This is a genomic window from Ruegeria sp. O4, assembly GCF_056535125.1.
In genome coordinates, this window is sequence record NZ_JBQERO010000015.1 from 58401 (window position 1) to 78381 (window position 19981).

The 19981-nt window shown below is 55.4% G+C and carries 17 protein-coding genes; 5 read left to right on the forward strand and 12 right to left on the reverse strand.

The window, feature by feature from the left end; genetic code table 11:
• Window positions 1-15: 15 nt before the first annotated feature.
• The 5 genes from ACR0J7_RS15660 to rfbF are packed head-to-tail and all read right to left on the reverse strand — an operon-like array spanning window position 16 to window position 4370.
• Window positions 16-417, reverse strand: a complete 402-nt coding sequence (locus ACR0J7_RS15660) for a GtrA family protein (RefSeq protein WP_394389142.1) — start codon at window positions 415-417, stop codon at window positions 16-18.
• Window positions 414-1292 carry an NAD-dependent epimerase/dehydratase family protein gene (locus tag ACR0J7_RS15665; RefSeq protein ID WP_480871322.1) on the reverse strand — a complete coding sequence of 293 codons (879 nt, stop codon included), beginning with the start codon at window positions 1290-1292 and terminating at the stop codon, window positions 414-416. Before ACR0J7_RS15665 ends, ACR0J7_RS15660 begins: the two co-directional genes overlap by 4 nt.
• Window positions 1292-2524, reverse strand: coding sequence for a methyltransferase domain-containing protein (locus tag ACR0J7_RS15670; RefSeq protein ID WP_480871321.1), 1233 nt, complete (start codon window positions 2522-2524; stop codon window positions 1292-1294). Before ACR0J7_RS15670 ends, ACR0J7_RS15665 begins: the two co-directional genes overlap by 1 nt.
• Window positions 2521-3600, reverse strand: coding sequence for a CDP-glucose 4,6-dehydratase (rfbG, locus tag ACR0J7_RS15675; RefSeq protein ID WP_480871320.1), 1080 nt, complete (start codon window positions 3598-3600; stop codon window positions 2521-2523). Before rfbG ends, ACR0J7_RS15670 begins: the two co-directional genes overlap by 4 nt.
• A complete protein-coding gene (rfbF, locus tag ACR0J7_RS15680; RefSeq protein ID WP_480871319.1) occupies window positions 3597-4370 on the reverse strand; it encodes a glucose-1-phosphate cytidylyltransferase in 774 nt (257 codons plus the stop codon). The genes rfbG and rfbF overlap by 4 nt, the downstream gene beginning before the upstream one ends.
• A 670-nt stretch (window positions 4371-5040) precedes the next feature.
• On the opposite strand from rfbF, the gene ACR0J7_RS15685 reads away from it, so the two are divergent.
• The 3 genes from ACR0J7_RS15685 to ACR0J7_RS15695 all read left to right on the forward strand — a co-directional run bounded on the left by ACR0J7_RS15685 (window position 5041) and on the right by ACR0J7_RS15695 (window position 9749).
• Window positions 5041-6528, forward strand: a complete 1488-nt coding sequence (locus ACR0J7_RS15685) for an NAD(P)/FAD-dependent oxidoreductase (RefSeq protein WP_480900695.1) — start codon at window positions 5041-5043, stop codon at window positions 6526-6528.
• A gap of 381 nt (window positions 6529-6909) precedes the next feature.
• Window positions 6910-8874: a hypothetical protein gene (locus ACR0J7_RS15690; RefSeq protein ID WP_480871317.1), complete on the forward strand. Its 1965-nt coding sequence runs from the start codon at window positions 6910-6912 to the stop codon at window positions 8872-8874.
• Between the two features lie 65 nt (window positions 8875-8939).
• Window positions 8940-9749, forward strand: a complete 810-nt coding sequence (locus ACR0J7_RS15695; RefSeq protein WP_209507445.1) for an FkbM family methyltransferase — start codon at window positions 8940-8942, stop codon at window positions 9747-9749.
• A gap of 35 nt (window positions 9750-9784) precedes the next feature.
• Here the strand turns inward: ACR0J7_RS15695 and ACR0J7_RS15700 are convergent, their stop codons facing one another.
• The 3 genes from ACR0J7_RS15700 to ACR0J7_RS15710 all read right to left on the reverse strand — a co-directional run bounded on the left by ACR0J7_RS15700 (window position 9785) and on the right by ACR0J7_RS15710 (window position 13194).
• Window positions 9785-10810, reverse strand: a complete 1026-nt coding sequence (locus ACR0J7_RS15700; protein ID WP_480871316.1) for a glycosyltransferase family 2 protein — start codon at window positions 10808-10810, stop codon at window positions 9785-9787.
• Window positions 10807-12300, reverse strand: a complete 1494-nt coding sequence (locus tag ACR0J7_RS15705; RefSeq protein ID WP_480871315.1) for a hypothetical protein — start codon at window positions 12298-12300, stop codon at window positions 10807-10809. The genes ACR0J7_RS15700 and ACR0J7_RS15705 overlap by 4 nt, the downstream gene beginning before the upstream one ends.
• A gap of 183 nt (window positions 12301-12483) precedes the next feature.
• Window positions 12484-13194, reverse strand: a complete 711-nt coding sequence (locus ACR0J7_RS15710) for a methyltransferase domain-containing protein (RefSeq protein ID WP_170347013.1) — start codon at window positions 13192-13194, stop codon at window positions 12484-12486.
• A gap of 619 nt (window positions 13195-13813) precedes the next feature.
• On the opposite strand from ACR0J7_RS15710, the gene ACR0J7_RS15715 reads away from it, so the two are divergent.
• The gene (locus tag ACR0J7_RS15715; protein ID WP_480914856.1) at window positions 13814-14353 is read left to right on the forward strand and encodes a VPLPA-CTERM sorting domain-containing protein; all 540 of its coding nucleotides are present in this window, start codon (window positions 13814-13816) and stop codon (window positions 14351-14353) included.
• Between the two features lie 68 nt (window positions 14354-14421).
• Here the strand turns inward: ACR0J7_RS15715 and ACR0J7_RS15720 are convergent, their stop codons facing one another.
• The 4 genes from ACR0J7_RS15720 to ACR0J7_RS15735 are packed head-to-tail and all read right to left on the reverse strand — an operon-like array spanning window position 14422 to window position 18417.
• Window positions 14422-15306: a glycosyltransferase family 2 protein gene (locus ACR0J7_RS15720; RefSeq protein ID WP_480911614.1), complete on the reverse strand. Its 885-nt coding sequence runs from the start codon at window positions 15304-15306 to the stop codon at window positions 14422-14424.
• Window positions 15287-16120 carry a CpsD/CapB family tyrosine-protein kinase gene (locus ACR0J7_RS15725; RefSeq protein ID WP_480484436.1) on the reverse strand — a complete coding sequence of 278 codons (834 nt, stop codon included), beginning with the start codon at window positions 16118-16120 and terminating at the stop codon, window positions 15287-15289. Before ACR0J7_RS15725 ends, ACR0J7_RS15720 begins: the two co-directional genes overlap by 20 nt.
• 31 nt (window positions 16121-16151) lie before the next feature.
• Entirely contained in the window at window positions 16152-17693 is a 1542-nt protein-coding gene (locus tag ACR0J7_RS15730) for a GumC family protein (protein WP_480871314.1), read from the reverse strand.
• Between the two features lies 1 nt (window position 17694).
• On the reverse strand, window positions 17695-18417 hold the full coding sequence (locus tag ACR0J7_RS15735; RefSeq protein ID WP_480900702.1) for an ExeA family protein: 723 nt from the start codon (window positions 18415-18417) through the stop codon (window positions 17695-17697).
• 890 nt (window positions 18418-19307) lie between these two features.
• On the opposite strand from ACR0J7_RS15735, the gene ACR0J7_RS15740 reads away from it, so the two are divergent.
• Window positions 19308-19898 carry a sugar transferase gene (locus tag ACR0J7_RS15740; protein ID WP_480900703.1) on the forward strand — a complete coding sequence of 197 codons (591 nt, stop codon included), beginning with the start codon at window positions 19308-19310 and terminating at the stop codon, window positions 19896-19898.
• Window positions 19899-19981: the final 83 nt, after the last annotated feature.

The following is a 19981-nucleotide window of genomic DNA, read 5'->3' on the forward strand; positions in this document are numbered from 1 at the left end:
TATTTTTAATCATCTTCAAACACTCTGCTGCCAGGGGAAGTGACCCGTCAACACCCTGGAGATCATGATGAAGGCCAGGATGGCGGTAGGCAAAACAAGTAACCCCTGCGCGATGATCGGTTGCAGACCAGCGGACAGCAAACCCTCAAGCGAAAGGGCGTTGAACGCGTAGACGAACAGATAGGACAGCACGTAATAGGGCAAACGCCCAAAACCCTTGGTGTCGAAGACAAGCCGGGCGTGGGTCATGAAGTTCCACAAAACTCCACCAGAAAACGAAATCGCCAGTGCGGCTTGCGGTGGCAGGCCTGACAGGCTGAGGCCGGTAAACAGCGCATAGCCAAACGCCGTATTCAGTACCCCGACCAAAGCGAAGCGCATGAATGATTTCTTTCGGGGGATAAGCAGCTTTTTCATACGCGGGCCCCTTCTGTACAAAGAATGTCCGCCACCCCTGAGACGATATCATGTTGCGGGGTAAATCCGGCTTCCTTCCGCAGCCGGGTTACATCCGCTGCCAGCCGGTCGGGATCATTTGCCGCGCGGGAGATAGCCCCCAGCCGGATCAGGTCAGGGTGATGCATCTGGTTTGCGACCTCTTCAATCAACTGCCGGACCGGGACGGCGGTGCCGCTTGCTATATTGATCGCGCCGGTGACATTGGTTTCCAGCAAAAGCGCCAGCGCGCGCGCCAGATCATCGACATGCAGGAAATCCCGTTCCTGTCGTCCATCGGTGCAATCTACGGGCTCGCCTATCTTCAGATTTGAAATCAGATCGCCAAACAACCGGCCCGGCGGTTCATCCGGTCCGTAGACAAAGAAGATGCGGGCCCAGGCCAGAGACAGGCCAAGCGCATCCTGGCCTGCGCACAGCGCCAGACCGGTCGCAGCCTTTGCGGCCCCGTACAGGGTCCGGGGCCGCAAAGGTGTTGCTTCGGTCAGCTCCGGCACCGACCAGTCATATTCGGCACAGCTTCCGGCGCAGACCACACGCCGCCCGCCGATGCGCGCAAACTCCCGCACCAAGTGCAGCGTGGCGGCCATCCAGTCCAGATTGGCCGGGGAAGCCCAGCGGTCGCGTGGTCCGTCATGCCAGGCCAGATGAACCAGATGGCTGGCGCGAGCTGTTTCAAGAGCTGCTGTGGTGGCGCTGGGGTCCAGCAGGTCACAGGGGATGTCGCTTGCCGGGTTGCGGCCCAGCGTCACCACCTCATGGCCCGCCTGTGTCAGAGCCGGAACCGTCGCGCGTCCGATCAATCCGGTTGCGCCGGTCAGCAGAACCCGTGCCATCAGCTGATCCTGACTTCCGGCACGGCGGTCACGAACCGTACCTTCAGGTCGGACAGTTGCCCGATGACCTCATCCCGGATGTTCCAGGGCAGGATCAGCACGTAATCCGGCGGCGCCTCGCGCAGGGCTTCGACTCCATGCACGGGGATATGGCTGCCAGGCAGCAGCGTGTTCTGCTTGGCCGGGTTGCGGTCGACGCAGTAAGAGATCAGATCGGGGCCGATCCCGGCATAGTTCAGCAGCGTATTGCCCTTGGCAGCGGCACCGTAGGCGGCAACCGTGTCGCCCCGCGCCTTTGTTTCACGCAGGAAGGCAAGCAACCCATCGCGCAGCGCTTCGACCTGAGTGGTGAAATTCATGTAGCCTTCAGGCCGGTCGAACTGTGCCGCAGTCTCATCCGCGCGGACCTTGGCCAAGCCCGGCCCTTCGGGGTGGCTGGCCCCTTCAAGGCAGGCATAAACCCGCAGCGATCCGCCGTGGGTCGGCAGCTCTTCGACGTCGAAGACGCGCAAACCCGCCTTGGCAAAGATTGTCTCGACCGCCAGCAGCGACAGATAGGAATAATGTTCGTGATAGATCGTGTCGAACTGCACGCTTTTGATCAGGTTCAGAAGGTGCGGGAATTCAACTGTATAGACCGCGTCCCCCGTCAGCAGGGTGGCGATGCCAGCAACGAAATCGTTGATGTCAGGCACATGCGCCAGCACATTGGCCGAGGCGATCAGGGCCGGGGGTTTCTCGACCGCAGCAACCTTTCGGGCCAGCGCCTCACCGAAATAATCGACCAGCGTGCGCACACCCCTTTCCTGTGCCGCCGCCGCCACATTGCCTGAAGGTTCGATCCCCAGAACCGGGATGCCTTTTTCAACGAAATACTGCAGCAGATATCCGTCATTCGAGGCGATCTCGATCACCAGATCATCCGGCCCGAGATCGAACCGGTCGACCATTTTTTCCACGTAATCCCGGCAATGGGCCAGCCAGCTGTCCGAGAAGCTGGAGAAATAGGCGTAATCGGTCGAAAAAATCTCTTCCGCCGGTACGACATCATCCACCTGAACCAACCAGCATTCGGTGCAGACGCGGGCGTGCAACGGATAGACCGGGTCCGGTTTGTCCGCTTTCGCGGGGTCGACATAGGAATTGGCCAGAGGGGACAGTCCGAGATCGACAAGCGTCATCTCAAGATCCGCGCCGCAATGGCGGCAGGTGGGATGGGTCGTGCCGGTCATACCTGTCTCATGCTCAGTGTTTCGAATTCGGCAATCTGGGCGTGGCACAGCTCGGTTGCCGGAGTGCCGCGGGCCCAGCCCGCATACCAGTTTGCCGTCAGCCTGACGGTGTCGTCAAAACTCAGGACCGGGCGCCAGCCAAGAAGTGCACGCGCCTGCGATACATCCAGCCGAAGCATCTTGGCCTCATGCGGCGCATCCGCCGGGGTGTCGATATCGATCCGGCCCTGCCCAAGCGCCTTGATGACCGCCTGGGCCACATCCAGAACCGGGCGTTCATCGTCACGTTCGGGGCCAAAATTCCATCCCGCTGCGAAGGCACCGTCCTGTTCGAGCTTCTGGGCCAGCATCATGTACCCCCTGAGAGGTTCCAGAACATGTTGCCAGGGGCGGATTGCGTCGGGATAGCGTAATACGACGCGTCCTTCATCGCTCAGACAGCCGCGCACGATATCGGGAACCAAACGGTCTTCGGCCCAGTCGCCACCGCCAATGACATTGCCCGCGCGTGCGCTGGCAATCCGGGCCGGATGTGGATCGGCGGCATCCGGTGAATAATAGCTGCGCCGCATTGCTGCGACCGCTATTTCGGTCGCACCCTTCGATGCGGAATACGGATCATGCCCGCCCATCGGGTCGGTTTCGCGATAGCCCCAGACCTGTTCGACATTCTCGTAGGCCTTGTCAGAGGTTGCCACCACCACCGCGCGCAGGCTCGGGGCTGCACGCAGTGCGTCCAAAAGCTGAACTGTGCCCAGAACATTGGTGGCGAAGGTCTCAACCGGAGTGCGATAGGAGCGCCGGACCAGGGATTGCGCCGCCAGATGAAAGACGAATTCAGGGTCGGTGTCCGCGATGATCCGGTCCAGGGCCGCACGATCATTCAGGTCGCCGGTGACCGACCTTATTTTGCGCTGATCCAGCAATGCCCAGAGATTGGGTTTCGTTTCGGGGGCAAGGGCGTATCCGGCGACTTCTGCACCAGCCTCGGCCAGCCAGGCAGCCAGCCAGGCGCCTTTGAATCCGGTATGCCCGGTTACAAGCACCCTGCGTCCGGAAAACGCGCTCGCACTCATTCCCAGATTTTCCACGGCGCATTGCCTGTGGCCCAGTGTTCTTCCAGTTCCTGGCGTTCGCGAATAGTGTCCATGGGCTGCCAGAAGCTTTTATGTTCAAAGGCCATCAGCTCGCCATCGCGCGTCAGGTTCATCAGGGGGCTGCGTTCCCAGGCGGTATCGTCGCCATCAATGTAATCGCCCACTTTGGGGGACAGCACGAAAAACCCGCCATTGATCAGCCCACCATCCCCGACGGGTTTTTCAGAGAAATTCAGGACCTGATTGCTCTGCAGCTCGAGCTGGCCGAAGCGGCGGGGCGGAGGAACTGCCGTGACGGTTGCGAGCTTGCCATGCGCCCGGTGAAAATCGATCCCGGCCCGAATGTCGATATCACCAACACCGTCGCCATAGGTCAGGCAGAACGCCTCTTCATCCTTGAGCAGATGCATGACCCGGCGAAGTCGCCCACCAGTCTGGCTGTTGTCTCCGGTGTCGATCAATGTCACGCGCCACGGTTCTGACTTGCTGTTTGCAATTTCAAGACCGCCATTGGCCAGGTCGATCGTAACGTCCGAGTTGTGCAGAAAGAAATTCGCGAAGAATTCCTTGATGACATAACCTTTGTACCCCAGGCAGACGATGAAATCCGTGACGCCATGGGCCGCGTAGATTTTCATGATATGCCAGATGATCGGCTTACCACCAATCTCGACCATGGGTTTTGGTATCTTGACGGTTTCTTCGCTGAGCCGCGTGCCTAAGCCGCCGGCCAGAATAACGCACTTCATAAAATTGCTCCCTCGTTAACAACGAGACTGGCTACCAATACACTCGTCTTAACCCGGATCTGGGCATCCGGGTTATTGCAAACATTCGCACGCATTAGGACGACAGCGCCGCCACCCTGTCAAGATTCACAAAGCCACGAGTCGTGTGGCGCTGAATTTCCTGTTGCCTTGGCGCTCAACCATACACAATGGGGAGAAAGAGACGATATTGTTGACGCGCCCTTTCGGGCCGTCGATATAGTGAAGGACATCACAGACGCAGCCTGAAAAATGCGTTCAAGATTCAGGTAGAGCGCCGAGCAAGAGGTGTGTGGATTCAATGTATGTTTCGCTTCCGGACGGGGAGTCTTGGTTGGCTGTGCCAGTCAACAATCATCGTTATGTTTCAGGGTATTGTGGAAAACGCGTACTGTTTCGGGCGGTGTGAAGGACCGTCGGCCTCGCACAGCCGGGACCGACTTTCGGCACAGGCAAATCGGTTTGGGTCTGACATCGATTTGCAAAGAAGGACGCAAGTGCGGTTCGTCAAACTGGATGGTTGATTTTCTGCGCGGAAGGGGTGGAGCTCAAAGCGCAGGAGCCCCGTTTCGGGAGCTGACAGGATTTTGTTGTGAATCCCAGATAACCTCTTGTAGCCTTAGGTCAGTGTTTTGGTATGGGTGTTAGTCATTTGAAAAAAGATATTGTTCCCGTTGTCATCATCGGTGGTGGCCCTGCAGGGCTAACAGCTGCCTATGAACTTCAAAAACTGAGCGACGCGCATGTTCCCCGGGTGTTTGAATCCTCGGACATGGTTGGTGGCATCTCGCGAACTGAAACGCATAAGGGCTACCGCTTTGACATAGGCGGACACCGGTTCTTCACCAAAGTTGGCGAAGTCGAGGATATGTGGCACGAAGTGATGGGGGACGATTTCATCACCGTGCAGCGCATGAGCCGCATCTTCTACCGCAACAAGTTCTATGATTATCCGCTGCGGATCTTCAACGCCCTTGGCAACATAGGCCCTTACGAGACCTACAAGATCATCGGCAGCTTCATCAAATGGAAGATTCGGCCCAAACCGCAGGAAGACACCTTTGAAGAATGGGTGATCAATCGCTTTGGCGGACGGCTTTACATGCATTTCTTCCACAGCTACACCAAGAAGGTCTGGGGTATTCCACCGTCGGAAATCCGGGCCGACTGGGCCGCGCAGCGGATCAAGAACCTGTCCCTGCCCAAGGCGGTCTGGAATGCGATTTCGGGTGCCAATGATACGGCCAGCCTGATCGAGGAATTCCAGTACCCCCGTCTGGGTCCTGGCATGATGTGGGAAAAGACCCGCGATCTGATCCAGGAAAAGGGCGGTTCGGTCGAAACCCGTTCCGAAGTGGTCCAGGTGAACCGTGATGGCAATCGCGTCACTTCGATCGATGTGCGCCACTGGACTGAAGATGGCGAAAAACACACCGAACGGGTGGAGGGCGAAGAATTTGTCAATTCGATGGCCGTTCGTGATCTGATCCATGCTTTTGATCCGCCGCCGCCGCCCGAGGTCGTCGAGGCGGCAGACCGTCTGCGATATCGTGATTTCCTGATCGTGACCCTGATCCTGGATCACGCCGATCCGTTCCCGGACAACTGGATTTACATCCACAGCCCACAGGTGAAGGTTGGTCGCATCCAGAATTTCCGAGCCTGGTCTGCAGAAATGCTGCCCGATCAGAATACAGCCTCGATCGGGATGGAATATTTCTGCCAGAAAGGTGACGGGTTGTGGTCGTCAAGTGATGAAGACCTCAGGCATCTTGCGAGTGAAGAGCTTGAAAAGCTTGGTCTGGCCAAGGCCAGAGATGTCATTGATCACGCGGTTATCCGGCAGCCCAAGGCCTATCCCGTCTATGACAGCGAATACAAAGAGGCACTGGACACGGTCAGCGACTGGCTGAAGACGCTGGAAAATTTCCAGACCGTGGGGCGCAATGGTTTGCATCGCTACAACAATCAGGATCATTCGATGCTGTCGGCGATGTATGCCGCCCGCAATATCATGGGCGAGAACTATGACGTCTGGGACGTCAATGTTGAGCGCTCTTATCACGAAGAGTTTGAAGCCAAGCCCAAGCAAAAGAACCAGACTTCTTCAGAGAATCTTAGTAACAGGGCGGCGCTTTGAGACGGGACGACACCATCTCGGGCAGAGCGAGTAATCTGGTGTAGGGATTCGGTGCGTTGTGCAAGGTCGTGCGACGTACCGTTCAAGGTGCGCTTCCAAGCGTGTAATATGGAACTGAAAACAGATCAGCTTGTTCCGACATATTTCCGGAACCAGCTCTGACACCGAGTATTGAGGCGCTTCTTTTGTTTTCGATAGCCCGCCAATGCTGTCTAATCTGCTGTATTGATGTCGCATCACACGTGTAATGCACCTATTCGGTAAAAAACTGACAGCACAATATGACTTGCATGTTACCAATACATTGGTGGTCGAATGGAACGATATTCGGCATTGGGTAATGTTCACCTGCTACATTTTGACGAGTTCATATAAGATGTGATGGTATTGCGCCTTTCTTTGTTTTTGATTGCACTAGCCGGTATTTTGCTGGTCGGACAGGATATTGCGGCAACATTGTCTGCAAAAGCCGCTTTGGCGGACGGAGCATCCCCTTATTTCGTGGCAGATGACGCGCTATTTCTTTACATCTGGGTTCCCCTAGTTGCCTTGTCGGCTTCGGCGTTTTTTCTGGCCCCCGGTCTGATTTTGGCATGGGGAATTCGCACGTCCGGGGATCGGTTTGAACATTGGCTACTTAAAGGGTTTACACTTTCACTGTTTGGTGTCCCCGCCATCGCGGCGCTGGTTCAGGTTGTCAGCAGTGTTCAGATGACCGAAACCGCTTTCATAGTGCTGATCCTGCTGCTTTGCCTGATGGGTCTTTACCTGTTTCCGAGCGGTTCTGAACCCAAGATATTTCAGGGCAGAGGCTGTGATATAGCAGGCATGGTCCTGCTGCCTCTGGCTGTACTGTTGCTGATGTCTCCTAAATTCTATTGGGAGGTGCTGAACGATGACGGCGCACACAGCTTTCTGAACGCAATGCTGTTTATAACTAGAGGTCTGCCATTCTGGCCTCCGGAATCCGGTGCAATCGGAGGGTATCCAACCCCTAAAATGATGACGGAAACATTCCTGCAGGCCGGGTTTATGCGGATATTCGGACCGTATGAAATCTCTATTCGCCTTGCCTATCTACCGGGTGTTTCGATCTTGTTCGGGGTTATGCTCGCTTTTGTGCGCCCCAGCGAAACGCGTGGCGATGTGCGGGCAGTGCTTGGGCTGGGTATGGCTCTCCTTTTGTTTTCTTTTGTGATGGCATTCAACCCATCCTACAATCCGTATTTCGCTGACATCGCACTGCCCATGGCGCGTGAACCGATGATCCTGCTGGGGGTGCTGGGTTATATCCTGTTCTTCAACGAGCGCAGGTTCGGTTGGATGGCGGTTGTATCCACTTTGACCTTGCTGACTGCGCCGAACGGTCTTCTTCTGATCGGATTTTTTCTGATATCCTATTTTCTTCTAACCCGCCCTTTCCCGTTCCGACAGGTGATCATTGGGGGGGGGATTGCTCTGGCCATCTTGGTTTTGGCATCGCTGTTTGAAATGCTGTTGGGGGTGGTGGGAGTAATAAGCCTATCCACAGAGTTCAATACCAGCAGCATCCTGAAGCGCCTGCGCTTCATTACGATATTTGATACCGGGCGCATTCTGTTCTGGTTGTTACCCAGTGGAATTTTGCCCGGCTTAGCTTTACTGGCTTGGCGCTGGCAGGACAAGTTGTCCAGAGTGCTGACGCTGTCTGTCATTGCGTATGTTTTGTTCTTTTATGTACAGGCTTACCGCATTCTGCCACATCATTTCGCGCCTGCAATGATCATACCGCTGATCATATTCTGGCGCCTGCGTCCGGTTCAGGCGGCTCCTACGCCAGCTCTTACCTGTGCACTGACCGGGCTGGCGATCAGTCTCTGGATCAGTTGGCCTGAAACGCTGCGACCGTTCACTTTGACCCGGGATCTGGCCGATCGTATCGCGTTCGAAGTCGATGCTGGGCCATTCCCCGATCCAAAAGAAATCGGCGCAGTTCAGGCACTGATCGACGAGGCCTTTCCACCAATCTGGACACAGGCCGAGTTGGAAGAACGATACATGGCCGGTGCGCTGTCGGTTTACGTGTATGCTAGGATGTCACCGCGGAAAGATGCCGCGGCGGACTACTTCATTCGAGCAACAGATGCACCGTTGCATGCAGGTGAAAGCATAATTGGCAATGCAGTTGACAGTTGGGTGCTGGTGACGCGGGACAGTGCGGTCTACGAAAGCGATCTGCACAACACTGGGCAGCCGATCAGTATCGCACCAGTTTATCATGTGCCATTTGATATCATTTTCGGACGCGGTGCGCGTGAGATACCGCACCCGGTGTGGGACATCGCAAGGGTTGCCGGACTAAAATAGCCGGTAGCTGTGGAACTATGTATTTGCCCGGAAGAACGATAACGGGCAGTTAAATGGAGAACTCTATGAAGCAAAATCTTGCAAAACTGGTTGAATCATACCCGGTCCTCCAGAAGCCTGCCTATTTCGCCTATATCGGCGTGGTCAGCGCCCGGAATGTCAGCCGCCGGTTCGCCATGAACAATCTCGGCTACCTGCCCAAACGTGTGTCTGACAGGGGCCAGGACATGTGGGTGATCAACGAAGTCTATAATGGCAAGCGCAATGGTTTTTTTGTCGAGCTTGGTGCCGCCGATGGATTCTCAGACTCAAACACGTTCGCTCTGGAAAAGCATTATGGCTGGACCGGTTTGCTGATCGAACCCAACCCGGTCAATTACCATCGGATTACAAACTGGCATCACCGCACGGCCACCCCGGTTCCGCTGGCGGTTGATCCCGAGCCGGGAAAGCTGGAGTTCATGATTGACGGCCAGCGCAGCAGCCTGCTGGTGGATGAGGCCGACAATATGACCGAGCGACGCGCTTCGAAACTGGCCCGGTTCCGGGAAAAGGGCAAGGTTGTTACGGTTGAGGCCGTACCTCTGGATGAGGTGTTCGATCGTTATAACGCGCCCAAGGATATCGATTACTTCAGCCTGGATGTCGAAGGGTCGGAAACGCGGATTCTGCGCAATTTCCCATTCGACAAATACCGTTTCCTGGCCATGACAATCGAACGCCCGACGCCGGAGCTCAACGAGTTGCTGTTCGCCAATGGCTATCATTTCGTGCGCAATTCGCTTTACGACACGTTCTATGTACATGAGAGCAACCCGCGCTTCGATCAGGTTGAGAAATTACCGTTCGAACAACTCCCCGCGAAGCAGTTCTGAACCTGCCTCTGGCACGCCCCATGTCGCGCGAACAGTCAGTTCCGCGTGACATGGAGTTTCTGTTTCTGCCCCAGCACGTGATATTCGAACAGGCACCAGACATAGATGGTGGCCGAGTAGACATAATAGACCTGGTGATAGAGCAGGCATTTGAATGCGAACCACGGTCCGCCATGCCCGGACATGGCGCGCACCAGATCGAAATTGGCGACAAAGGCGGCTGCAAGCAGCAATAAGGGCAGGGGCCATGCCCCCGGCCAGAATGGCAGGACCAGAAGCGACAGCAGCAACAGCCCCGCAATTGCAGCCCGCGCCCGCTCGGCCATTGAGGTGTTCAGGTCATCCGTCAGCCCCTCACGCGAGATCATCAGCCGGGCCCAGGGCAGGGCGCGGCAGAAAATATCCGTGCTCAGGCTGTTGCGGATGGTCCAGACTTTCAGGTGTTTACCCTGCAGCTGTGGCTCGACAAGGATACGGCGACCGGTCCCCGCGATCCGGTAACCCAGTTCGATATCCTCGATCGAGGGGACCTCATAGGTTTTCACATCAAAGCCACCGACCTCAAGAAACACGTCGCGCCGGATGGCACCACATCCGGCCCAGAAGGTGCGCGCCTCGCGGCGGGCGCGCTGATGGTGATAGCGGTGCAGAAGGTTCTTGTAACGCGAAAACCACGATTGCCCATCCGGCGCGTCGTCATAGGATCCGAACACGGCGCCGACATTATCCTCGGACATGGCACGGCGGATATGCTCCGGGCCATCGGGCCAGGCGATGACGTCGGAATCGACGAACCACAGGATGTCACCGGTGGCGTGTTCGGCGGCCAGGTTGCGCGCAGCCCCCGGTCCGCCATTGACTGGCGTGGTCAGAACCGTGGCCCCCATTTCGCGGGCAAGGGCCGCAGTCCCGTCCGGGGACTGGTCATCGACGACCAGAACCTGCTGCACCTGGCCGGTGTTCAGCATTTCAATCAGGGGTGTCAGGACACGGGGCAGCAGACGCTCGGCCTTGTAGGCGGGCATGACGACGCTGATGGAAAGGGTTTGATCTGAAGTCACGAGGTTTCTCCGGCCGCGCCTTGCGACACTGACGAACGCTGAACAAGAAAAAGAAAGGCAGCCGTAAAGGGCAGTAGCCACATCACGCGCGCACCATATCGGTCTGCGGGTTGCGAGACCCCGCCACAGACCAGCGCATTCACTGCAATCCCGATCAGAATGAACAGGGCGAATAGTTTTACATCCCGCGATACGCTACCCGACCTTACCAGAATAATTACAATAAAGATGAACGATGCAGCATAGATGATACCGTGCAGAAGATCGACGGCTTCGATCCAGGATCTGTCTTGGGCTAGGTTCCCTTTCTGAATCAGATCGTACTGAGCCTCATCGAGGCGGGCCAGGCCGCGCGCGTTGGTTAATTCCACATCCGTCGGAATTGTCATGGCGATGCTATAGCGCATAATCTGGTGATAGCCGTTCTTGGCCAATGCGAAAGACGTCGCAATAGGTTTGGATAGGAAGACCGCCTTGGCAAAGTCCCGCTGCGCCAACGCTACTTGTTTCTGATCTTCTAGCGACATCAACTGGAACGACCCCAGCCGGGAAGAGCGTTCGAAAATGATATGGGATGGGGTTAGCCTGTAGGGATCATCCGACCATGTAAGTGCTTCGTGTAGCGCGCAGGTTGGTATATCTGCATCCGGACAGACATCATCCAGATAGTCCATCCCGGGCCCGTCAACGATAAGCCGAGCAGTGATATGCGGGGTATAGACAACTTCCTTGTTCATCTGGGCTTCAACGGTGATCTGGAAGGCCTTGCGCTCGGCCGCCGCAAGCGTCAGGAGCATCACCATCAGGACCGTCGCGCGCCAGCGCCCCGGCATCCTGCGACCCAGGGCCGCCAGAGCGACAAAGGGGATCATCAGCCCTGTGATCGCCAGGTGCGATGGATGCAGCACAATGCAGAACAGAGCCAGCCCCGAGATCAGAAAAAGCTCCCAAAGGCGCATTGTCTGCCCAAAGGCGGTGAGTGCCGCAATCGCGATCAGAAGAATTGGTGCGAATATGTCCGGCATCATATAGGCGATGTAAAACGGCAAAGAGGTGCTGGCCGCCGCCAGAAGCGGGATTGCGGTCATCAGCATTGTGTTCTGCGCACCGTCCAGAGAACGGCCAGCCGTCCGCGCCAGCATCCAGACCGCAAAAAGCGTGGCTGCCAGATGGATGACCGGAACAGCGAAAAGGGCGTCGGCGCGAAAAAACGCCGCTATGATGAGGCCATAGATCAGCGAGCGGGAGCCGGTCGCAGTCCCGTCGTCATCTGCGGTGTAAGTGCCGCCCGTCGTGCTGGTTTCGTTCACCGGCGGCAGAAGACTGTTGAGGGCCACGCTGCCCTGCCGGATATAACTGCCTGTGTCGAAATAATAGAGCGGACCGCCGTTGATCAGAAACACGGACAGACAGGCAAGAACCGCCAGCGTGGCCAGCAGGGCCGACCGGGTATGAAAGGCCAGTTTGTCCGAAGGTGCCGATACGCTCATGTCATTTCCGCAGCATTTGATCCGGTCGCGCGGGATGCAGCCACGCCTGAACTGGGCCCGATGTCCGGGCGCGGGTCATTGAAATTTGAAACAGACGTGTTCATCAGCGTTCCTGGCGCCTCCGTCCAGCGGGCTTTGGGGCCGAATTCCACTGTGGCCGCCGTCCGAAATCGTGCTAAGCAATCATTTGATAGCAAGAAAACCTTCAAAACAAATATACTTCTGAATACTCATCACATCCTTGAAACCGGCCCGGCCCAGTAGATCCAGATTGCCCTGGGTGGAAAACGGCTCCAGCACGCTTTTCAGGCTGCGCGCCTTTTCGACGATTTCCTCGCTTGAGAAGCCGTTGCCGATTTTGAATTCGTTGTAGAGCTGAGTCACAAGATCCTGGAACCGCGCATCCGGCCCCCGGACCTTTTCGAACATGACAAACGCCCCGCCCCAGTTCAGGGTGTTGTAGATCTTGGTGAACAGTTCCTGCCGGTACCGGGGCGGGATGAACTGCATGGTATAATAGCTGACGATCATGTCCGCCTTTTCCATCTCCATATGACGGGCATCGTCATGAAGAATGGAAATGTTCGGGACATCCGCGCAATGCGCTTCGGCGACCTTCACCATTTCAGGTTCGACATCGATGCCGATCCAGCGTGCGTCAGGCTTTCCCGCATTATGTTCTGCCAGCTTGCGGATCAACTCTCCGGTCGATGTGCCGATTTCATAGCAGAGACTGTCATTGCGGACGAAGAAATCGGAAACCTGACAGATCAGGCCGTGACCCATTTCATAAAGAGGAACAGACAATTTGATGTGGTCTACAAACGTATCGGGAACACTGCCCCCAAAGGTCCAGTTCGCATTCTCAGCGGCTATGTTCTGGCCAACGCCCATGCGCAATGTCTCCTCGCAAATAGACAGGCACTCGAAACAAACGGCCAAACTGCAACTTCCGATTGATAATGCGTGCCTGAACTTGGTACAATAACAAGCCAAAGCTACACGAAACTTTCTGACCATCGAAGGAGAAATATGGCTGGGCTCAGCTTTCTTCTATTTTTCCGTTCAGATGCGGTTCGCAGATATTCTAAATTGAACAATTCGGCAAAATAGTTCAGATTGTTTCGCAAATTTGCGACGGATAGTTGCCCGCCATGTGAGTAAGGCAGTTTCGATTTCACCTAAAGACGGATTGGTTTGGTGCGGATTTGCATCAAGGAACCCCGCAGACTATGTCTGGAGCGGGACGGAGACCTCAGAAATTTTGGAAGTCCACCGCGCTCTCCCAGACGCAGATTCGTCTTATTTAAACGATTCCGGTTCTCAATGCGGAAACAAAAATAGCTACATTCGACCATTGTGCTGCGCAAAGCACCTCAATGCCCAGAAAAAGACACATTCTTTCGAAAAATCCTTCGCAATCAAATAGAAATGAATTATGAATGACTTCAGTAGGTGCCCTGCCGGGATTTCGAGCGGGTTGTGTGTATAAAAATCAAAGGTGGGACTTTGCATGTTTAGAAGTTTGAAAATGATGGCGGCGGGGATTGTTGCTGCTGTGATGATGGCTGGATCGGCCAGCGCGCTGACCTCGGTGACGGCAGGCAGCAGCTATGACATTAAATCGGATACGGCCTTTATCGGATCTGTCTCCACACTCGGTGGGCCTGGTTCGTACTCGGTCAACTTCACATCTCCGGTTGATCCGCTAATAGCGACGGCAAATGCATCGGTCACCATTCGGGTACTGGGTGCGTTCACAGGTCTGACCATGAGTTGGGTTGACGCGGCAAACCCCGGCAACGTTTTGGCAAGCACAGCGGTTCTGGGCGGCATCCAGACCACGCTCAGCACATTGTTTAGCAGCGTGAGCCCGAACTCCCTGAGCCAGAACCTGGTGTTCAGCTGGGCTAATGCGCAAGCGACGACGAATGGTGGTCCGATCAGCTTTGACTTTGACGTAGCTGCGGTTCCGCTGCCCGCAGGTGGCCTGCTGCTTTTGACTGCGCTTGGCGGTTTGGCCCTGACGCGCCGCCGCAAAGTAGCTGCCTGAACGGGCGCGCAAACCCGACAGATTAAGACAAGGGGCTGTGTTTTACGGCCCCTTTTCGTTTGGCAAGCTCAGATGTCGCCACTCGCTGCCTGGCGCAGCATCCAGATCATCCTCTGACATCTAAGCCGGAACAACGTGGCAATCGCCCGCCAGGTTTCTCCTGTCGAGGCCAATTTGCCGCTGGAGATGACTTTTGGTGCATGCACGATCGCACTGGCAGGCATGGCCAATCCACGGATTGCCCATCGCAGCCGCGCGCCGGGGTTGGTGCCATGCAGCAGATACGCCTCTTGTGTCGTACGCTGCCACTTGGTTTTGAGCGCGGCCCAGTCCTGACGGGACGGATGGCTGACGCGAAAGTCGTCCCGGTATTTCAGGCTGTAACCGCGCGCGACCGCGCGCATGGTCCATTCCCGATCTTCCGATACACCGTTGACGAATCCGCCGATCGCATCGAACACATCCCTCCGGGTCAACAGGTTTCCTGCGCCGGAAAACCCCTGAACCTCGATATACCTGCGGAAGTTGAATGCAAAAACAGCCTCGAACGCTTCTGCGCCGCTGCGCGGGGGTGGCGTTTCGTCAAAGACATCTACCCGGCCACCAATCAGATCGGCCTGATCCGCGATCTGGCGCCCGATGGTCAACCAGTCCGGCGCGGGCACACAATCAGCATCGATGAAAAACAGTCGGGGCGCTTTGGTTTCGGCAACCCCGCGGTTGCGGGCATGGGCCGCGCCCTTTTGGGGTTCCACAACAAAATGCACCTCGGGAAAGGTCTGGCGTATCGTGTCCAGCGATACCGGAGAGTTGTTGTCAACGACGACGATTTCCGTCGCCGTCAAATCATTCTCTCTGAGAGCCTGAAGGCACCGTTCCAGCCGGGGCAAATCGTTATAATGGGGAATAATTACCGCATCAGTCGGTACAGCGTCAGTAGGAGCCGTACTCATTGCCAAAAGTCCCGCTGATGTACCGACATTTATTCAACACAATCCCCATGACGCTGGTCAGTTCTGCCAGTTGCCGCTCAGCCACGTCGATATGATCAATGCTGGTCTCTTCGGCTGCTGCCAGAAGCAGGGCGCAATCAACATTCCTAAGAAATCCGTGGCTGTCATCGCTCATCATCAGGGGGGGGGTGTCGAACAGAATGATGTCGGGTTTGTATTCTGCTTCGAGTTGTTCGAGAAATTCGATTGTCCGGCGGCTTTGCAAGACTTCCGCCGGGTTGCGGGTGGACGTGTAATTAAGTCCGAAGATGACGTTCTTGCCATAACGCTTCGCATGTTCGTGAAACGGTACGGCCCCCTGAATGACGTCAGCCATGCTGTAGCTGCCGGTTTGCTTCAGAATCTCAGCCAGCCCCCTGCGCCGCATATCGAAATCGATCACGATCGTGCGCAAATCTTCCTGCCGCCCCAGGCTGAAGGCCAGATTGGCAGCTGTCGTGCTTTTGCCGCATCCACTATAAGGGGAAGTCAGCGCTACCCGATGCCAGTTATTGGAAAGGGTCTGCTGCAGCATCTTGGTGCGCAACATGTCATAGGGCGTGGCGTCCGCACCCCCATGGAATGACATCAAACGGTTGCGAGAGACAAAGCGTTGCTCGATCTGTATCTCTGGCACAGCCAGCCAAATATCTTGGTCACCGCTTTCTTGCGGTGCCGGGGACTTCTGTATGTCTGCGGGAGGCACAGGCTGAAGCTGCTGTCGGCTGTTGCGTTCTTCACGCGCTTTCTGAATAGCTTGCTGAAGACGGTCCATTACAAATCCACCAAATCAATCGAAACAATACTCACCAGAATGTCTCCAGTTTATCCATGACCCTCTCTGCGATAAGATCGAGGGGCAGATAATAGGTGTGCACCGTCCAGACCGCAGCGGGAACCCCGACTAGAATGGCTAATATGATTCCACCCCATACGGTTCGCTGCAGGATAACTTCACCCCTTGAAGGGGCATAGGGAATGGTGGCAATCGGCCAGACCTCAAGCTTGCTGATCAGGTCTTCCGGCCGACGTACAGATCGGTTCAGGATTTCCAGCAGAACCACAAGCCCCAGCCCCAGTGCGATGCCAAAGGCTGCTCCGCCTCCGGCAATCATCAGCCGGTTCGGCTTGGCCGGTTCGGTTGGCGTGGATGGGTGTTCAATGACGGAAATACGCTGCCCCTGGGACGTGACTTCGATCCGTTCTCCGGTCGAAGCATCGGCCAACCGACTGACAGCGACATTATACTGGGTTTGAATATTGTCGTGTTCGCGCTGCAATTCTGCAAGTGTGATGGCATTGGCCGGGGTCTGGTCAATCGTCAGGGTCAGTGCGTCAAGCCGGTCCTGAAGCACGCGGCGTTGGTCTTCGAGTGCCGCAATCTGCGAATCGACCTGTGCCAGTTGCAGGTCAAGGGACGAATTGCCCGTCTGTACGTCAGGTTGCGTCGGGGCTGTTGCTTGTTCGGCAGCCACAACCTGCTCAAGCTTTTCGATTCTTGCGCGGAGCAGTTTGATCTGCGGGCTGCTACCGGAATAGATCACAAGCTGGTTGTCGAGCTGATTTTGTAACTGACTTAGTTGTTGTTGTGCCGGGGTCTGATTTTGCGGCGAAACACCGACAACCTGACCCGTAGAACTGAAGATGCTTATGAGGTTTTCCCGTTGCGCCTGGAGGGAAAATATCTGCTGGTCGGTCTGTTCAAGATTGGTTTGTAGCGCCCCTTGTTGAGCCAGCCTGAACTGTAGGCTGTCAGGTAGCGCATCAGAATTGTCATTCTTGAATTCAAGAATGCGAGCGCTGCGCTTGCTCAACTCATTACTCAGGCGGTCGACTTCCAGTTGGAAGAAGGCCAGCGTGTCAGTGGCACGATCCTTACGATACGAGACGTCCAACTTCTGGATTTCCGTCAGATACGCATTCAATACGCCAGAGGCAATCGGGCCGGTCCGAGCCTCGAAACTGATTGTCATTAGGTTGGCCTGATTGAGGCCACTGGAAATCCAGATCGAAGTGTTCTTACGCATGGCTTTGACAATCTGATCAGGGCTTGCCTCATCCTGGTCAGCTAGAACCTGAAACTCCCGGGCGATTTCCAGAAGGATCGGGCGGGTCAGCAGGCGCTGCTCGATGATCTGAAGCTGTTCCGCCGCAGGTGTCGTGACGGTACTTGCCGCCAAATTTCCCGGAATCTGCGGCGATTCAACGATCAGGCGCATCGTTGATACATATGTAGCGGGTAGTGCTCTGGCGACAATGAATGACGCAACAGACACAACTAAGGCGACGACCAGAAAATACGGAAACCGCCGCAGGAAAATGGAGAAATAGTAGCGTGCAGGACCCATCTTAGACCGTCAGCTCCTTCTCAAGTGAGTTTCCGCCAAAGAACACGCCATCATCGATCACCTGATTGATGATGGTTTCGTCGACCTTATCCGCTTCATTTGTCCAGGCATAAAGCAGGGCAAAGTCGCAGAACTGATTGACCAAGCGCGGCACACCGCGGGTCTGCTGAAAAATCACCTTGCAGGCGTCTTCTGTAAACTCACCACCGGACCCGCCGGCCGTTTTCATTCTGTGCCTGATATAGGCTTCGACGGATGACTCATCCATCCGTTCCAGGTGAAAACTTGCGGCCACGCGCTGCGTCAGCTGGCGCATCTTGGGGTCCAGAACCATGTCGCGCAATTCAGGTTGACCAACCAGAACAAGCTGGATCAGTTCGTCCGTGTTCGAGTTGATATTGGTCAGCATACGGATTTCTTCCAGACCTTCGACTGTCAGGTTCTGCGCTTCGTCAAAGATCAGGACCACCCGCCGCCCTTCGGCATATTCCGCAACCAGAAAATCCTGCAGATCCCGGAACAGCTGAACATAGGGGGCGTCGTTGTTAATTGGCAGGCCCAACGCATGCAGAACCCATTGCAGCAGCTCTCCGCGGCCACCTTGCGCATTCGAGATCAGCCCAACGGTGATCGACTCTTCCATTTCACTCAGAAGATGCTGCACCAGGGTTGTTTTCCCAGCCCCGATCTCGCCTGTCAGCACTGTAATGGGTGCACAGCTCATAATACCGAATTGCAAGACAGAATAACCGCGCTTGTGCAGCGGTGACCAGTACATGAATCCGGGGTCCGGAAGCAGTGTGAAGGGCCGCCGATCGAGCCCGAAATAGTCTAGATAAAACCCGTCACTGGACGCCATTGCACCTCGGTTGCCTTCCGCCTTGTCAAACCTCGTACCGGCCCCCTGGAGATTATCCAAACTTAAACTCTGAACCACCAGAAATCCCTTACATAAAGAACACGTCACATAAACAAAAAGTACTTGGGTACTACTTTGCCACAAAATCAAGATAGCAGGCACCACTAAACTGCACACGCGATGAATTGACCTGCCGCCCCCTTCAATCAGAAATATTTCTCGCAATTGTTTCCATCTACGCCTTTGAAAAAAGCCCGTCGATGACGCTTCGGCAATCCGACAGGAATACGAGTCAAAAAGGCCTCTAGGAGGTCAAAATCAGCTCCAAAAGTATAAAATTTTACCTATTGCACCCAAAGGGGAAACGGAAACCCTTGAGCTTTCAACAGACCAGTTGAGCAAAGTTTCGCGATACCGCTAGAAAACTCTCGTGCTAAGTCGTTCTGAGGTGTCCTTGCCAGTATTATTGTTTTGCAAGCCAAGCCGAATTTGTTAACACTTGATTACGGGAAAGTGGCCTCGCGAGTGAGCAAGCGCAGGGTCGAAGTGGTATAAAAATATAAGATTTTAAGTATATGTAGTTGAGGTCGAGCGTGTTCTGTTCCTGAGTTTGGTAAGTGGTTCGTGAGTATTTGTGTGTGTTGGGGGTTTAAATAGTGACAAGTCATTCAAAAGAAGTGGCCAACGCTGGCGCGGGCTACTCTAGCATCTCTGTTATGCCGACCTCAGTTCAGTATCCGGGGTTTTACAGAGGTGTGGGAAAACGCATCTTTGATATCGCGTTTACACTGCTTGCAGCGCCGTTCGTCGTTCCGATGGTTGTGCTTCTGGCCGTATTTCTGGCCAGTCAGGGCGTAACACCGTTTTACCGGCAGGAGCGGGTCGGAAAAGACGGCAAGGTTTTCAAGCTGCTCAAACTGCGCACCATGGTACATGACGCTGAGGCCGTGCTGAAAGAACATCTGGCAGCCGATCCCGAAGCCCGGGAAGAGTGGAACCGCAACCAGAAGCTTCGCAACGATCCACGCATCATTAAATTCGGCACATTCCTGCGCAAATCCTCAATGGATGAATTGCCGCAATTCTGGAACGTTTTTGTGGGTGAAATGTCTCTGGTCGGACCTCGCCCGATGATGGTGAACCAGCAGGATCTTTATCCCGGCAAATTCTACAACGCGATGCGCCCTGGCATTTCCGGGTTTTGGCAGGTGTCCAAGCGCAACCAGTCTTCATTTGCCGAACGCGCTCATCACGACACAAATTACTGGAAAAGCATGTCGTTCGGCACAGATGTGTCAATCCTGATCCGGACTATCTCCGTCGTCCTGCGCGGCACCGGGTGTTAAACCCGGAACGCGTGGCCGGGTAAAACTGTCGGCTGCGTGCGATTTCGTAACTTTTGCGGGAGTGCAGCATTGAGCAGAGCCGG

Excerpts from the sequence above, each read along its gene's own strand:
- ACR0J7_RS15690 (WP_480871317.1), top strand. The coding sequence starts at position 6,910 with ATGGTATTGCGCCTTTCTTTGTTTTTGATTGCACTAGCCGGTATTTTG.
- ACR0J7_RS15665 (WP_480871322.1), bottom strand. The coding sequence starts at position 1,292 with ATGGCACGGGTTCTGCTGACCGGCGCAACCGGATTGATCGGACGCGCG.
- ACR0J7_RS15715 (WP_480914856.1), top strand. The coding sequence starts at position 13,814 with ATGTTTAGAAGTTTGAAAATGATGGCGGCGGGGATTGTTGCTGCTGTG.
- ACR0J7_RS15705 (WP_480871315.1), bottom strand. The coding sequence starts at position 12,300 with ATGAGCGTATCGGCACCTTCGGACAAACTGGCCTTTCATACCCGGTCG.
- ACR0J7_RS15730 (WP_480871314.1), bottom strand. The coding sequence starts at position 17,693 with ATGGGTCCTGCACGCTACTATTTCTCCATTTTCCTGCGGCGGTTTCCG.
- ACR0J7_RS15670 (WP_480871321.1), bottom strand. The coding sequence starts at position 2,524 with ATGACCGGCACGACCCATCCCACCTGCCGCCATTGCGGCGCGGATCTT.
- rfbF (WP_480871319.1), bottom strand. The coding sequence starts at position 4,370 with ATGAAGTGCGTTATTCTGGCCGGCGGCTTAGGCACGCGGCTCAGCGAA.
- ACR0J7_RS15660 (WP_394389142.1), bottom strand. The coding sequence starts at position 417 with ATGAAAAAGCTGCTTATCCCCCGAAAGAAATCATTCATGCGCTTCGCT.
- rfbG (WP_480871320.1), bottom strand. The coding sequence starts at position 3,600 with ATGAGTGCGAGCGCGTTTTCCGGACGCAGGGTGCTTGTAACCGGGCAT.
- ACR0J7_RS15725 (WP_480484436.1), bottom strand. The coding sequence starts at position 16,120 with ATGGACCGTCTTCAGCAAGCTATTCAGAAAGCGCGTGAAGAACGCAAC.
- ACR0J7_RS15735 (WP_480900702.1), bottom strand. The coding sequence starts at position 18,417 with ATGAGCTGTGCACCCATTACAGTGCTGACAGGCGAGATCGGGGCTGGG.
- ACR0J7_RS15710 (WP_170347013.1), bottom strand. The coding sequence starts at position 13,194 with ATGGGCGTTGGCCAGAACATAGCCGCTGAGAATGCGAACTGGACCTTT.
- ACR0J7_RS15695 (WP_209507445.1), top strand. The coding sequence starts at position 8,940 with ATGAAGCAAAATCTTGCAAAACTGGTTGAATCATACCCGGTCCTCCAG.
- ACR0J7_RS15720 (WP_480911614.1), bottom strand. The coding sequence starts at position 15,306 with ATGAGTACGGCTCCTACTGACGCTGTACCGACTGATGCGGTAATTATT.